Annotated in this window: 14 protein-coding genes and 1 riboswitch; of the genes, 8 read left to right on the top strand and 6 right to left on the bottom strand. The window is 48.8% G+C overall.

The window, feature by feature from the left end; all coding sequences use genetic code 11:
- Positions 1-108 precede the first annotated feature (108 nt).
- The gene (locus tag H0G69_RS09215; protein WP_180304767.1) at positions 109-603 is read right to left on the bottom strand and encodes a hypothetical protein; all 495 of its coding nucleotides are present in this window, start codon (positions 601-603) and stop codon (positions 109-111) included.
- Between the two features lie 183 nt (positions 604-786).
- Between H0G69_RS09215 and H0G69_RS09210 the strand changes: the two genes are divergently transcribed.
- Positions 787-1,653 carry a TrmH family RNA methyltransferase gene (locus H0G69_RS09210; RefSeq protein WP_033934716.1) on the top strand — a complete coding sequence of 289 codons (867 nt, stop codon included), beginning with the start codon at positions 787-789 and terminating at the stop codon, positions 1,651-1,653.
- A gap of 42 nt (positions 1,654-1,695) precedes the next feature.
- On the opposite strand, the gene H0G69_RS09205 is transcribed toward H0G69_RS09210, so the two are convergent.
- The 3 genes from H0G69_RS09205 to thiW all read right to left on the bottom strand — a co-directional run bounded on the left by H0G69_RS09205 (position 1,696) and on the right by thiW (position 3,151).
- Positions 1,696-2,199, bottom strand: coding sequence for a prolyl-tRNA synthetase associated domain-containing protein (locus H0G69_RS09205; protein ID WP_180304766.1), 504 nt, complete (start codon positions 2,197-2,199; stop codon positions 1,696-1,698).
- A gap of 125 nt (positions 2,200-2,324) precedes the next feature.
- On the bottom strand, positions 2,325-2,558 hold the full coding sequence (locus H0G69_RS09200; protein WP_006500721.1) for a cytochrome b5 domain-containing protein: 234 nt from the start codon (positions 2,556-2,558) through the stop codon (positions 2,325-2,327).
- A gap of 98 nt (positions 2,559-2,656) precedes the next feature.
- Positions 2,657-3,151: an energy coupling factor transporter S component ThiW gene (gene thiW, locus H0G69_RS09195; protein WP_180304765.1), complete on the bottom strand. Its 495-nt coding sequence runs from the start codon at positions 3,149-3,151 to the stop codon at positions 2,657-2,659.
- 112 nt (positions 3,152-3,263) lie between these two features.
- A riboswitch (TPP riboswitch) is annotated at positions 3,264-3,356 on the bottom strand.
- A 236-nt stretch (positions 3,357-3,592) separates the two neighbouring features.
- Between thiW and H0G69_RS09190 the strand changes: the two genes are divergently transcribed.
- From H0G69_RS09190 to H0G69_RS09180, 3 genes are read left to right on the top strand one after another with little or no spacing between them, the layout of a single operon-like run.
- Entirely contained in the window at positions 3,593-4,657 is a 1,065-nt protein-coding gene (locus H0G69_RS09190) for an efflux RND transporter periplasmic adaptor subunit (RefSeq protein WP_180304764.1), read from the top strand.
- On the top strand, positions 4,650-5,336 hold the full coding sequence (locus H0G69_RS09185; RefSeq protein ID WP_034540751.1) for an ABC transporter ATP-binding protein: 687 nt from the start codon (positions 4,650-4,652) through the stop codon (positions 5,334-5,336). Before H0G69_RS09190 ends, H0G69_RS09185 begins: the two co-directional genes overlap by 8 nt.
- Positions 5,333-6,538 (top strand): ABC transporter permease, encoded by a 1,206-nt coding sequence (locus tag H0G69_RS09180; RefSeq protein ID WP_180304763.1) that lies wholly within the window; start codon positions 5,333-5,335, stop codon positions 6,536-6,538. The genes H0G69_RS09185 and H0G69_RS09180 overlap by 4 nt, the downstream gene beginning before the upstream one ends.
- A 99-nt stretch (positions 6,539-6,637) precedes the next feature.
- Here H0G69_RS09180 and H0G69_RS09175 read toward each other — a convergent pair whose 3' ends face one another.
- Positions 6,638-7,477 (bottom strand): prephenate dehydratase, encoded by an 840-nt coding sequence (locus H0G69_RS09175; RefSeq protein WP_180304762.1) that lies wholly within the window; start codon positions 7,475-7,477, stop codon positions 6,638-6,640.
- A 136-nt stretch (positions 7,478-7,613) separates the two neighbouring features.
- Between H0G69_RS09175 and yaaA the strand changes: the two genes are divergently transcribed.
- From yaaA to H0G69_RS09155, 4 genes are all read left to right on the top strand, one after another.
- The gene (gene yaaA, locus H0G69_RS09170) at positions 7,614-8,357 is read left to right on the top strand and encodes a peroxide stress protein YaaA (protein ID WP_180304761.1); all 744 of its coding nucleotides are present in this window, start codon (positions 7,614-7,616) and stop codon (positions 8,355-8,357) included.
- 21 nt (positions 8,358-8,378) lie between these two features.
- Positions 8,379-9,629 carry a chloride channel protein gene (locus tag H0G69_RS09165; RefSeq protein ID WP_240164390.1) on the top strand — a complete coding sequence of 417 codons (1,251 nt, stop codon included), beginning with the start codon at positions 8,379-8,381 and terminating at the stop codon, positions 9,627-9,629.
- A gap of 22 nt (positions 9,630-9,651) precedes the next feature.
- Positions 9,652-10,350: a class I SAM-dependent methyltransferase gene (locus H0G69_RS09160; RefSeq protein WP_180304760.1), complete on the top strand. Its 699-nt coding sequence runs from the start codon at positions 9,652-9,654 to the stop codon at positions 10,348-10,350.
- A 182-nt stretch (positions 10,351-10,532) separates the two neighbouring features.
- Positions 10,533-11,444 carry a DMT family transporter gene (locus tag H0G69_RS09155; protein WP_180304759.1) on the top strand — a complete coding sequence of 304 codons (912 nt, stop codon included), beginning with the start codon at positions 10,533-10,535 and terminating at the stop codon, positions 11,442-11,444.
- Positions 11,445-11,504: 60 nt separating this feature from the next.
- Here the strand turns inward: H0G69_RS09155 and H0G69_RS09150 are convergent, their stop codons facing one another.
- The gene (locus H0G69_RS09150; RefSeq protein ID WP_180304758.1) at positions 11,505-12,905 is read right to left on the bottom strand and encodes an amino acid permease; all 1,401 of its coding nucleotides are present in this window, start codon (positions 12,903-12,905) and stop codon (positions 11,505-11,507) included.
- Positions 12,906-12,973 lie beyond the last annotated feature (68 nt).

The following is a 12,973-nucleotide window of genomic DNA, read 5'->3' as shown; positions in this document are numbered from 1 at the left end:
GGTAACCAACCCTAACCAAAATCAAAGCCCCGTGATTCACTAAAACGTGGATCATGGGGCTTTTTCTGTTGACTTTTTAGTAGGGAAGCAGATAAAACGATTCCAAAATTATGGATAAGATCTTATGGCCAGCTCGTCTTTTGAAACAAAATGATCATTGGCTTGGGGATGGCGATGATTAAAAACCATCCTGAGCGCCCAAGCCAGCCAGCTCAGCAGTGAAATAACGATTAAGAAATTGAGCCATAATGGAGCAGCATAGCTTAAATAGGCAGTGTTTTGCCCCGGCTGCTGAATGACTGTCGGTGAGCCAACCAAAGAACGCTTAAAACGGGTCAGCTTTTTGCCGTTGATGATCAGCCGCGATTGACGGTAGGTAACGATTGGCAGCTGAATTCTGCCGCTTTTATCAGCCTGCCAAGTCAGCTTTAAGCGCCCATGACTGACAGCTTGGATCTTGATACTTGATTTTTGGTCGACGACTGAAGCGCCATAGCTGTAAGCGGCCTGCATAGCGTCAACGTTGGCTTTGGCAGTGGCCAGATAGTCGGGAACGCGTTTTTGCAGCTGTTTTAAAAATGTTTGGTAGTTGCCGGTATGCATGGCTTTTAAGACGTTTTGCCGGGCCTTTTGATGATGGTTGACTCTGCAATTATAGCTGGAAATTTTGAAACAAATGCGAACGTTGTCGGGCTTTTCGATTAACTTTGACGCAAACTGCCTAACTAAAGGTGTTGGCTGGTTATGCTAAAATGGTTTTAGATCTTTAAGGACAGGTAGATAAAAATGCATAACTTAATTTTTCTGGATGACCTGAATGGCGCGGATTTGGATCCATATGTACGGTTGAATGAAGCCCAGCTGTTTCACGCATTGGAGCCTGACCCGGGACTTTTTATCGCAGAAAGTCCCAAGGTAATCGAGCGGGCCCTGCGCGCTGGCTATCAACCGGCTTCGCTTTTAGTGGAAGAAAAGGCCTTGACGCGTGATTTAGCAGATCTGGATCATGAAATGGCGGCTAATCAGACCAGCGGCTTAGGACAGACGCCAATTTACGTTGCCAATAGCAAACTGCTTCGTCAGCTGCCGGGCTATAATCTTTTGCGGGGCGCACTGGCAGCGATGCATCGCGTCAAGCGTCTGGAGCTGGCTGATTTTTTAGCGACCATGCCGGCTGAGCATCCCCGTATTGCCGTGCTCGAGAGCGTGGTCAATCCAGCCAATATTGGTGCGATTTTCCGGTCAGCGGCGGCGTTGGGCATTGATGGCGTCATCGTGACCAGCGACTCGGCGGATCCTTTTTATCGCCGGTCTTCGCGCGTGGCGATGGGAACCGTTTTTCAAGTACCTTGGACTTATGTTGACGCCAAAACCTGGCAGCATGCTGGTATTGATCTGCTTCATCAAGCTGGCTATCAGACGGCAGCCATGGCATTGCGGCATAATACCGTCAGCATTGACGATCCCAAGCTGACTGCAGTGGACCGCCTGGCGATTATCATGGGTTCAGAAGGTCCAGGACTAAAAGAGGCAACGATCGAGCAAAGCGACTTCACGATCAAGATTCCAATGGCTCCCGGAGTCGATTCTTTAAACGTTGCGGCCGCCTCAGCCCTGGCATTTTGGGAACTGGGCAATCGGGTTGCCGAATAGCAGCATTCAAAAAACGCCCATTCACGAATGGGCGTTTTGAGTTTACAGATCAATAATTTGATAGTCGAATCCTTGAGCTTTGATGAATTTCATCAGATCGGCCGCTGAAAGAAAGATCGTATGCGTATTGATATTGGGATGGAACGTTAATGGAATGTTTTCAGCCAGCATGTCTTGATCAAAGTAGATCTGAATGTTGTGAGCCGTGTTGTTCATAATGCCAAATGGCGAAACGATGCCGGCCTCAAGCCCCAGCTGATCTTCAATGTCACTGTCATGAGCCATTGAGATGCGCTTAGTGCCGGTAAGCTCTTGAAACTCCTTAAAGTCCATGCGCTTGGCATCGTCCATGATCACCAGGTAGAAGTTTTTCTTCTTATCCTTGAGAAACATCGATTTGGTGCGGACGCCGATTTTACCAGCGATATAGGCATCGGCTTCTGCAGTGGTCTTAGCGGCGGGATGGTCTACCATTTCGTATTTGATGTCCAGTTTTTGCAGCTCGTCAAGCAGTTTTTGGTAGGCGATTGCAGAACCTTTAGTCATTTGATTCACCTCTTGAATATTTATTACCATCATAATCAAATCAAGAAAGCGTTTCAACAAAAAACAGTCACGGTTGAGGACCATGACTGTTTTTCTGTTTAGATGATGTCGATGAATCGTGGCAGCTAGTCAGCCAGCTTACCGACTACTTTCAGCTTGCCCAAGACGCTTTCGCCATGAGGAGCATGAGCAATAGCCGCGGTGGCATCAGTGCCGGCCGTAACGCCATGGTGCTTGCCGCCTTGCCATGCTGACACTTCAGTTACGTCGTAGACCGTGCCCTTAACGGCAACATAGGCCGGCTGACCGTTTTGACCATTAAACTGTTTTAATTCGGCTAAAGTAAATGTTTTTTCCATTTGCTGATTCCTCCTTAATGAGAAAACGATTGTAGCTTGATAACTGAATTGTACAAGAGCTGATGGAAAAAAGCCAAATAACTGCCCCTAAATAAATATTAAATTTTGGCAAAGCGACTGATTGGCTGCCAGGCGGCTTTTAAGATCACCCAGGCTAACAGGCCGCCAACGATGGCACTGACTGCAAAGCTGGGGACGAATAAGAAAAGTGATCCCTTGGCACTCATCAGCAAAGCAGCGATTGGATAGGAAACTAGCGCGCCAATCAAACCCGTACCGATCAATTCGCCCAAAGCTGCCAGCCATATCTTGCCAAACCGCTTAAACAGCCAGCCGCTCAGCCAGGCGCCAAAGATGCTGCCGGGATAGGCTAAAAGCGTCCCCGTGCCTAAAAGATTGCGCACGGTTGAGGTCAAAAGCGCCTGCGCGACTGCCCATTCCGGCCCCAAGACCACGCCAGCAACAATATTGACCAGACTTTGTGTTGGCGCGCATTTGGCCACGCCAATGGGAAATGAGAACATGCTGCCGCCACAAACGGCCAGTGCCGACAAGACAGCGGTCAGTACCAGCTGATAGGTCCGTTTTTTCATAAGATTCCTCCTAAAAACGTTTTAAAATCATCTCAAACCAATAAAAAAACTCTTTCCCAGTGCCGAGAAAGAGTGCTTAATCATTAATCAAAAGAACGTGACGATGCGGCCACGCCAAATTAAGCTGTCTCCCTCCGCTAGTCCTAACTAGATCAGGTTATGTGGGTATCTCTCAGCCAAATCAATGGCACCCCAGACAGAGTCATTTTATTTCAACTACCATTTAACCACTGCATCACCGGGATTGACAAGCGATGATGATACTAAATTCATTGGTCGCTAGATAAAGTATTTAAGTAATTTTTTAAATAAGGATTGCCTTTTAAGAAAAATTTGGTATTATCTAGTTAATCACTTAAGTAACTAACTAAAATATCTGTTGCTTTTAGTACATTTGTCGCATTCAAACGGATTTTTGAGAAGTAGAAACTGGGGAAGATTATGCAAAAAATAAAACATTGGGTAAAAAATCACCGCAAGACAACGATCGGCACGGCAATCGTTTTGGTTTTGCTGATTGGGATGGGGATCATCAATAAAATCAAGCAGAACAAGGCCGCGCAGTCTTCACGCTATGTCGTTGCCAAGGTTGCCAAAACGACTCCTTTGACGCTGACCGGGACCGTTGCCGCCCAACAGCAGCAGGTCTTGAGTCTGCCATCTGGCAAGGTGCAGTCGATCGGGGTTGCCAACGGACAAAAGGTCAGTGAGGGCGATCCTTTGGTAACGACCTACAGCGAGAGTGCCAATGAAGAACTGACCGATGCCAAGCAGGAACTGGCCAAGGCACAGCGCAACGTAACGGCACAGCAAAACAATGTCAGTGCGGCGCAAAAGGATGCGGCGGCGCAAAGCGAGGATGGCACGGCTTCTGGATCGGCCAGCAGCGTTGCCCAGGCCCAAGCCAGTCTGGCCGATGCGCAAAGCGACGTTACGGCAGCTCAAAATAAGGTCAACACGCTGAGTCAAAAGGTCACCCAGACTTTAACGGCACCATTTGATGGTACGGTCACGGTAGACGACACTAAGCAGGACGCACCGGTAATCACGATCTATTCCAACGATCTGAAGTTTAAGAGCAAGGTATCGGAATATAACTACAGCAAGCTTAAAACCGGTCAGGAGATTCATGTGCGGGCACTGGCAACGGGCAAACAGGCCGATACGACGATCAGCTACCTGGCCACGGTGCCGACCACGAACTCGCAAAGCAACGGTGCCAGCTACGAGGTCGATGCCGATCTAAGCAGCAAAGACTTTATGGATGGGCAGACGGTCAAGGCTTCAGTTGCGCAAAACCAGCTGCGGATTCCAAAGTCCAGCGTTAAAAATGGGCAGGCCTACGTCGTTAAAAACGGTAAGGCCAAAGCAGTTGCCGTTAGCGGTAAGCGGGTCAATGAATACTTTGAAGTCAAAAGCGGCGTCAAGGCTGGTCAGCAGATCGTTACCAACCCAGACAGCAAGCTGCATAACGGGACCAAGGTGAGCGCTGATGGCAATGATTAGACTGGAACACGTTAACAAGTACTATGGTCAGGGTGCGACTCGATTTCACGTGCTGCATGATATCAATCTGCAGGTTGCGGCCGGTGAACTGATGGCGATTATCGGGGAATCCGGGTCTGGCAAGTCGACCTTGATCAATATCATCGGTTTTTTGGATGATGATTTTGAAGGAAACTATTTTTACAATGACCAGGCGATCCATGACTATACGCGGGCGGATTTTGCCAAGCTGCGCAACCAGCACGTGGGGTTTGTCTTTCAAAACTTTAAGCTGATTCGCGACATCAGTATTGCCGAAAACGTCATTTTGCCCCTGCTGTATGCGGGAGTGGGTCGGCGGCAGGCCAAAAAGACAGCGGCCCGAGTTTTGAGTCGCGTTGGTTTAGGAGGCTATGATGATAAGCTGCCCACTGAGCTTTCGGGTGGTCAGCAGCAGCGAGTCTCAATCGCGCGGGCCATCATTGCCAACCCCGATTTCTTGATTGCCGATGAGCCAACGGGGGCTTTGGACACGAAGACCAGTCAGGAAATCATGGACCTGTTTAAGCAGCTCAACCAGACTCAGCATACGACCATCATCATGGTAACGCATGATCCACGGGTTGCCGAACAGTGCGAGCGCGTTGTCAAGATCATTGATGGCCGAATTGTCGACGATCGAAAGGTGGGAGGAAATTGAGAAATGCCGAACTCTTGCGCAGTGCTCTGCAATCGCTAAGAGCCAACCCCAAGCGTAGTTTTCTGACGACGATTGGGATTACGATTGGGATCGCGGCGGTAATTACGATTCTGGCACTGGGAAATGGGGTCAAGAAAAGGCTCAGCGACGAGTTTAATACGACTCAAAACGGCGAGCAGTATACCTATCTTTACTTTACGCCCAACGATTCGCAGTCGGCAGCTTCCGGATTTACCGAAACGGACTTAAACGCGATTGAGGAACGATTTGGCGCTAAGGTGAAAAAAGCCGCAATCTCGCATGAAACCAACAATGCTTCCGTCTCGCCGCTGGTTGGCAATGAGCGGGTCAACAACGCCACGATTTCGCTGTTTAAGCGGCCAACCAGCAAGATTTCCATTATAGCGGGCCGCAATCTTACGACCAATGAGCTTTTGACTGAAGAACCGGTTATTCTGATGAAAGAGTCGCTGGCTAAAAAGCAGTATCAGACGGTTCAAAATGCAGTCGGCACTTCTGTTTCAATTGGGGATCACGACTATCGCGTGGTCGGGGTGTATCGCTCACAGGCCAACACCTATAATGACAACAAGTACGGCGCCGATCTGATTGGCGGTACCAAGCTGTTTTATTCGGGGACTACGGCGACAACCGGCTATGGCATTAAGCTGATCTTTTATCAAGGCGCCAATGCCGGCAAGGTTACCAAAAAGATCAAGAAGTACATGGAAAAGAAGGGAACCAGCGCACACGATGGTACCTACATGGCAGTCGATGCCGGTGCGGAACTGACCAAAGTCAACAACATGATCACCGGTTTGACGGCCTTTATCAGTGCCATTGCGGGGATCTCGCTGTTTATCGCTGGGATTGGGGTCATGAACATGATGTACATCTCAGTTTCTGAGCGAACGCAGGAAATCGGGATTCGGCTGGCAGTTGGGGCCGCGCCGCAAAACGTGATGGCCCAGTTCTTGTTAGAAGCCATTGTCTTAACGGTCGGCGGTGGGTTGCTGGGCTTTGTCATCGGCTGGCTGCTGGCGGGCATAATCAGTAATTTCATGCCTTACCACATTCATGCCGTCATAACCTTGAATTCGTTCCTGCTGGCATTTGGGGTCTCAGCTTCAGTCGGGATCATCTTTGGGATCTTGCCGGCTAAACAGGCTGCCAACAAAAACCTGATCGAGATTCTGCGTTAGTCAATCTTCATTAAAAAGCGGCAGTTTAAAGAAAATATTTAAGGCACGTTGTCAAGCTTGAACTTGAACAGCGTGCCTTTTTGGTTTGAGTTGATGGAATTAATTTTCTTGACGATGGTAATTGCCAAGCAGCCGCAGTGAGGTCGTATAGTTTTTCAGTTCGGCCAAAGTTTCGGTAATCCGCGGGTCAGCCAGATTCCCATCTAGGTCAACATAGAAATAGTATTCCCAGGGGTTGCCCAGCAAAGGCCGCGATTCGATCCGCACCATGTTGATAGCATGCTCTTTAATGACGCGCATGACTTCATAGAGCGTGCCAACCTCATTTTTCAAGGTAAAGATCAATGAAATCCGATCAGCATCCGGCAAGACTTCTGGTGCGCGACCAAAAATGATAAAACGCGTATGATTAGACTTATCGTTTTCGATGCTGGGTGCCAAAACGTCCAGATCATATAATTTGGCTGCTTCAGTCGAGGCAATCGCGCCAACTGCCGGATCCTGCCTTTCAGCGGCCATTTTAGCTGCCAGTGCCGTATTGAGGCATTCTTTACCTTGAATCTGGTGCGCGGCTAAAAACTGGCTGGTCTGCAAAAGGCCCTGGGGATGCGAATAGACTTCCTTGATGTCATTGAGTTTGGCTCCTTTAACGCCCAATAGGTTTTGGGCAATGTAGATGGACTGCTCGCCAACGATAAAGAAATGATACTTGTTGATCAGATCGTAGTTGTCATTGATGGCGCCGGTTGAGGAATTTTCCATTGGGACGACGCCATAGTCGATTGCGCCGTTTTGCAGTGCCAAAAAAACGTCTTCAAACTTAAGATAGTTGCGACTTTCGACCTGGCCAAACCATTGATGCATGGCCTGAGAAGAGAATGATCCTGGGACGCCTTGATAGCCAACGGTAACCCCGGTTCGCTGCGGTTGTGCAATCATAGATAATTCCTCCGTAATCTAAAAATTTCTTCTAATCTTAGCTGATTGTCTAAATTATGACAACCATTACCGGATTAGTTAGTGGTGCTTGTTTGGGAACATGCTAAAATAGACGGGTCGATAAAAGGAGATTTTTATGAAGATTATCATTGCTCCGGCTCGGAATATGAAAGCTGATCCGGATTCATTGCCGATTCAAGGCTTACCGCAGTTTTTGCCGCAAACGGAAACGATTTTAGATTATCTGCGCAGTTTAAGCTACGACCAGCTTCATCATCTTTGGTGGGACTGCAGCGAAAAAATTGCCATTTCCAACTATCAATGGGTGCAGCAGATGGATCTTTACCATCAGCTGACCCCGGCATTGCTGGCATTTACCGGCCTGCAGTACCAGCGGATGGCTCCGGGAGTTTTTGATGAGAAAGCACTTGGCTATGTTCAAGACCACTTGCGCATCTTATCGGGCTTTTATGGCTTATTGAGGCCGTTTGACGGAATCGTTTCCTATCGCTTGGGTATGGGTGATCGAGCTAAAGTTGCGGGGACCAGGAATCTATATGAGTTTTGGGGCAGCAGACTGGCCAATGAGCTTTATTCAGAATACGAGCTGGTTTTGAATCTGGCATCAAAAGAATATGCCAAAGCAGTCATTCCTTACGTCAAAGGCAAGCGTCAACTGGTCAGCTGCACGTTTGTCAAAGCAGAGCATGGCCGCTTCAAGACTCAAGCCACACGGGCCAAGATCGCACGGGGTAATCTGGTGCGCTATCTGGCTGAGCGTCAGGCTGATGATCTGGCAGTCGTAAAGCAGTTTGATCTTGGCTATCATTATGATGAGCAGGCATCGACAAATGATAACTTGGTTTTTGTAGCAGATTAGGATGGGAAGAGAGAATTGAGAATAGAGAAGTCAAGTGACAGTCGTGCGCTGGCAATTGCAACGATTGTCATGGGAATTATTGCCGGAGCCAGTTCCGGTTTGTTAAGCATTGTCCTGGACGCAACGGAAAGAGTATTTTTTCATTTTACCGAAACCAACGCGATTCCGGTCGCGTTTTCAGCCACGCCATTAAACCGGCTGCTGGCGCCGATTATTGGGGCTTTGATCGTATCAGTCGTCTGGTACTTTATGCAGCTGCACTATCGACCGGTTAAATTGGGCAAGGCCGTTGATGGCGAAAAAATGCCAATGGGGGCCACGATCATGCATGTCACGGCTCAGGTATTCTATGTCGGGACTGGGGGATCTATTGGTCGGGAACTGGCCCCAAGAGAAGCTGGCGCAATGTGGGCTCAGTCGTGGATCCGATTGGGTGATCGGATTGGCTGGCTTAAGCTGGCTCCAGAAGACCGCCGCCTGCTGATTGCCGCAGCAGCTGGGGCCGGTTTTGCCGGTGTCTACATTGCACCGATTACAGGAGCGATGTTTTGCCTGGAGATCCTCTATAAAAAGATTGATAAAAAAGCCGTGATCGTCAGTCTGACCATGGCTGCGATTGCAACGATGGTCGGTGCGATCGTCAAAGGCTGGCAGCCGTATTATCTGGTGGCGTCACGTCAGTTTTCGCTGCGCTTGATTCCCTTTGTAGTGATCGTGGCACCGCTGATGGGCTTTTTGGGTACTTGGTACAAACGGTTGATTGGCCGCGCCAGTGCACTGCGCGTTAAGGATCGGCGGATTTTTATTACGATGCCGCTGGCTGGGGCGCTGACGGGTGCCGTTGCCTGTTTTTTCCCAGAAATCATGGGGAATGGCCGAGGTGTGGCCCAGATGGCAATCAATGTGACCAGTGTTTCTCATTCGGCAGTTGCTTTACTGCTGTTCGGCTTTTTTGCCAAAGGGCTGGTTACTTTAGCAACGATTAGTGGTGGCGGCTATGGTGGGACACTGACGCCATCAATTGCCATGGGTTCGTCTTTAGGCGTACTGTTAGGGATGATTTTTATTCAGGCAATGCCTGGCGAACCGTTAATGCAGTTTGCCGTCTTAGGCGCGGCCTTTTTCCTGGCAGCTACTCAGCAGGCACCATTAATGGCAATGTTTATGCTGTTTGAAGTCTGCCATTTGAATTTTTCGGCTCTTTTGCCATTGGGGCTGGGCGTGGCACTAAGCATGGCAATCTCCAGCTGGATGCAGGCTAAAAAAGCATAAGATAGAAGAAAGGACGGTGCTGATGAAGTCTAAGCGAGTAGATGCGCCGCTGGTACCTTTGGCAATCGCGCTGGCAGCGATGTTATCGATTGGGGCGGCCGTTGTCTGGCATCAATGGCTGTTTTGGCTGGTGACGGTTTTGTTATTGATCTGTTTAGGGCTGTATTTAAATGCATCATGGCGCGGCAAGGAGCAGATAATTGATGAAACAATCACATATCTGCATCTGTCTTCTGACGCGCAGGTGCTTGATCTCGGCACTGATCAAGGGAATGTGCTGGTAAAGCTGGCCAAGCGCTTAACGATCCCAGGACATGCAACAGGGGTCGAAGTCGGGCGCAAATCTGCACAGTCGCATAATTCGCTTGCCCGCGCCAAGGACAGTCTTCAGGCTGCGGCAATGGCAGATCGCGCTTCAGTGCAGGCAGCGGACATATTGAATCTGCCATTTAAAGATCACCAGTTTGATGGGATTTTGATTTGGATGACGCTGCATCAGGTCAAGCCAACGATCAATCGCGCGCGTGCCGTTCAAGAAGCAGCTCGGACCTTAAAAAGCGATGGTACGCTGGCAATTATTGATTTTAGGCATTTTGATGAGTACCAAAAGATTTTGGCAGGGCTGGGCTTTCATGATATTACGGTTCACCAGTGCGGCGTCAACGGCTGGTGGGGTGTTCCATGGTTAAGTACTAAAATCTTATTGGCCAAGCGTTTCTAGCCGCAAGCAGGCTGGCAGTTGCGCTGATGATTAAAAACGATTGAAAATAAAGCGTTCAGCGGTTTTGAGAGGCGATTGCCGACTGCTGAGCGTTTTTTATGAGCTTTTTTTAAATGCTGGTTGTTCTTTGGTAATGAAAAGCTTATCCTTATTCAGTATGCATTCGACAGGGAGGAAAGATTTTGAACAAGAGAACGAAAGGCATTCTGCTGGCCGTTACGGGAGCTTCTTTTTGGGGAACTTCAGGCGTTGCCGTGCAATATCTGTTTGGCGAAACGACGGTCAGTGAGGTTTGGCTGGTCGGGCTGCGGCTTTTAGGAGCTGGAATGCTGCTGCTCATCTTGGCCAAGCTGACTGGAAGATCGTCAACCAAGGCATTGTTTAGCAATCGCCATGATGTCCTGCAGCTGGTTTTATTTGCCTTTTTTGGGATGGGCATGTCGCAGCTGACTTATTTTGCGGCCGTTAAGTACAGCAATGCCCCGACAGCCACGGTGATTCAATACTTGGCGCCAGTTATCATTATTGGTTATACGGCAGCTGCCCAGAAAATGATGCCGCGCCGAATCGATGTGGTATCGATCATCGTAGCCTTGGTTGGAACGTTTTTATTGGTGACCAACGGCAATCTCAATCATCTGGCGTTGTCGCCGCAAGCATGCTTTTGGGCGCTTTTGGCTGCGCTGGCCAATGCAATCAGCACGATGGCACCCGGGCGACTGTTTGCCCGCTATGGCACGCTTAATGTTACGGCCTGGTCGATGCTGATCTGTGGCATTTGTTTTATCCCGCTGTACTTTATTATGCCAATGCCGGCCCTGCGACCGTTAGACGTGGCCTTGATTGGCTGGATTGTTATTGGCGGTACGCTTTTGGCCTATACGCTCTACCTGGCCAGCGTACAATATATCGATCCTAGTACGACAGGGATGCTGGGAGCTTTTGAGCCTTTGGTGGCAACGATTCTGGCGGTGGCGCTTTTGCACACTCAATTTGGTCCGGTCAATATCTTGGCCAGCTGCCTGATTATTTTGGCAACTTTCTTGCAGATGATGCCGCTGCAGATCTTTTCGCATCGTCGATCATTAAACTAACCAGGTTGTGTCAATATGAAAAGCCAAGCGTGGTGGGGATCCACCAGCTTGGCTTTTTGATTATTTGACAGCTTGTTTTTTGCCATTTAAGCCGTTACGGCAAAGATAGACGATCGCGGCCAGAACTAAGACGCCCGCGCCAACGATTACTGAGATGCGCGTATCAGGGTTGATAAACATGAAGACAACGATCATGATCAGCATTGCAAACGCAAAGTAGTTTGAGAATGGATAAAGCGGCAGTTTAAACGGATGATCCTGCATCAGTTCAGGATTATGCTGCCGGAATCGCAGTTCAGCCAGCAAGATCACAAACCAAGGAATCATCCCTGGCAAAACGGATGAACTGAAGACAACGACAAAGAGATCGGCAGTTGACTTGCTGAAGTATTCGGCGAAGATGTCTAAGACAAAGCCGATCAGAATCCCGCCAGAAATTCCCAGAATTGCTGCATCGGGAACCACGTGCTTGGAAAGTCTGCCAAACAGGCGTGGAGCATTGCCTTCATGCGCCAAGCGGAAAAGCATCCGGCTAGAACTGTAGATCCCTGAGTTGGCACCAGATAAAGCAGCTGTCAAAACCACAAAGTTGATAATCGAAGCCGCTGCAGTAATGCCGACTTTGGCAAACGTTTCAACAAATGGCGAGCCGACGCTGTCCAATTGATTCCATGGGTAGATCGTAACAATGACGAAAATCGCGCCGACATAAAAGATCAGAATTCTAAACAAAACGGATTTAACTGATTTGACCACGGCTTTTTGCGGATTGGCAACCTCACCGGCCGAGATTCCCAATAGCTCGATTCCTTCATATGACCCAACGATGATCGACATTGAGAACATAAAGCCCTTAAAGCCGCCGGTGAAAAAGCCGCCATGAGACCAAAGATTGCTAAAGCCAATGGGATGACCGCCATTGCCAAATCCCAGCAGAATCACCAAAAAGCCTAGAATAATCATTAAAACAATCGTTACGACCTTGATCATGGCAAACCAGAACTCCAAGGTACCATAAGCTTTGGCACTGGCCAGGTTGGCGATGGCTAAAAAGAAGATGATGATCAGACCTGCAGCCCAGGTTTGAGTATGCGGCCACCAGTACTTGAGATATTCAGTTGAAGCAATAACTTCTGACATCCCGACCACGATATATTCAAAAACGTTGGCCCATTCTGCTATGTAGCCGGCCATTGGGTGCACGTAATGGGTGGCATAGTCAGCAAACGACCCCGTGCTGGGATTGACGTAGATCATCTCGCCCAAAGCCCGCATTACGATATACAGAATCAAACCGACAAAGGCATAGGCCAAAAGTACGGAAGGCCCGGTCCATTTGATGGTTGATTTTGATCCCATAAACAGTCCAACGCCAATCGCGCCGCCCAAAGAGATCATTTCCATTTGTCCCGCCGTCATTGTGCGTTTTAACTTTGGCGCGACGTGGTTTTTCTCACTCATGCTGTGTCCTCCAAAAATAAAAGAGCGATTCAAATTATGAACCGCTCATCATTACCGTTAAGCTTAAT

Source organism: Limosilactobacillus mucosae (assembly GCF_013423865.1).
GTDB classification, from domain to species: domain Bacteria; phylum Bacillota; class Bacilli; order Lactobacillales; family Lactobacillaceae; genus Limosilactobacillus; species Limosilactobacillus mucosae.
The sequence above is the reverse complement of the archived record's forward strand: the minus strand, read 5'-3'. Positions and strand labels throughout refer to the sequence as shown.